1 protein-coding gene is annotated in these 916 nt (G+C 74.6%); it reads right to left on the reverse strand.

From position 1 onward, the window contains the following. On the reverse strand, window positions 1-693 hold a 693-nt coding region (locus AKI01S_RS48635), incomplete at its 3' end, for an NYN domain-containing protein (protein ID WP_157420782.1). Between the last annotated feature and the right edge of the window lie 223 nt (window positions 694-916).

Genomic DNA, 916 nt, shown 5'->3' on the forward strand with positions numbered 1-916 from the left:
GGCGGCGGCCGGGGCCGGGCGCACCGACGGGACGCGCCCCGCGAACACCTGCGCCGGGGACGGGACGGGCGTCCGCTCGACCGGGCCGCCCCCCGGGACGGCCGCGGGCGGCGCCGGGACCGGCAGCACCTTCGCCTTGGTGAAGTACGGCCGCAGGAAGTCGGCCTGGAGCACCTCCACCGTGTCGGACTCCCACACCAGCCACTCGGCCTGGTTGGAGCCGTGGGTGGGCTCGACGCCCCACAGGTGGACGCGGACCCCGTAGCGCTGCGCGGCCTCCACGGCGGGCAGCATGTCCTCGTCGCCCGCCAGCAGCACCGCGTCGGTGATGGCGCGGTGCCGGGCCAGCGCCTCCAGGTCGGCGCGGAGCTGGGCGTCCACGCCCTTCTGCTGGCCCTGCGCGTTCAGGTTGCCGAGCCGCAGCTTCACCAGCGGGAGGTTGGCGATGACGCGCTGGTCCACCGTCGGCTGCCGCTTGGGCGCGGCGTCGAACCAGTACACCCGCAGCAGTTCGCCCAGCAGTTGCTCGTCGGCGTGCGAGGTCAACGCCTTGATCAGCTTCTCGGCGGCCACCCGGTACTCCCGGCGGGAACTGCACCCCAGCAGCAGCGCACCGGAGGCCGCGTAGAGGTATCCCGCGTCGACGAAGATGGCGTATCGCGCGGGCTGTGGGACGAACTCCGAGGTGGCCATGGCCTTTCACCTTATTCGTGTGAAGGCCGTTCGAGTGGGTGAACCACGGTTAGATGTCGTTCCGCATGTCCCGCCGCCCCCGCGACGGGCGGAGGGGGCGGCGGGGACGTGTCAGCGGGGCAGGGCGCTGGCGCGCCACGCGCCCGTCCCGCGCGGTGGAACGCCCTCGGCGACCGGCCCGCGCAGCCCGCGCGACCGGTCGGCCCACCGCGACACCGGCCCC

Source organism: Actinomadura kijaniata NBRC 14229 (assembly GCF_001552175.1).
In the GTDB taxonomy this organism is placed as follows: domain Bacteria; phylum Actinomycetota; class Actinomycetes; order Streptosporangiales; family Streptosporangiaceae; genus Spirillospora; species Spirillospora kijaniata.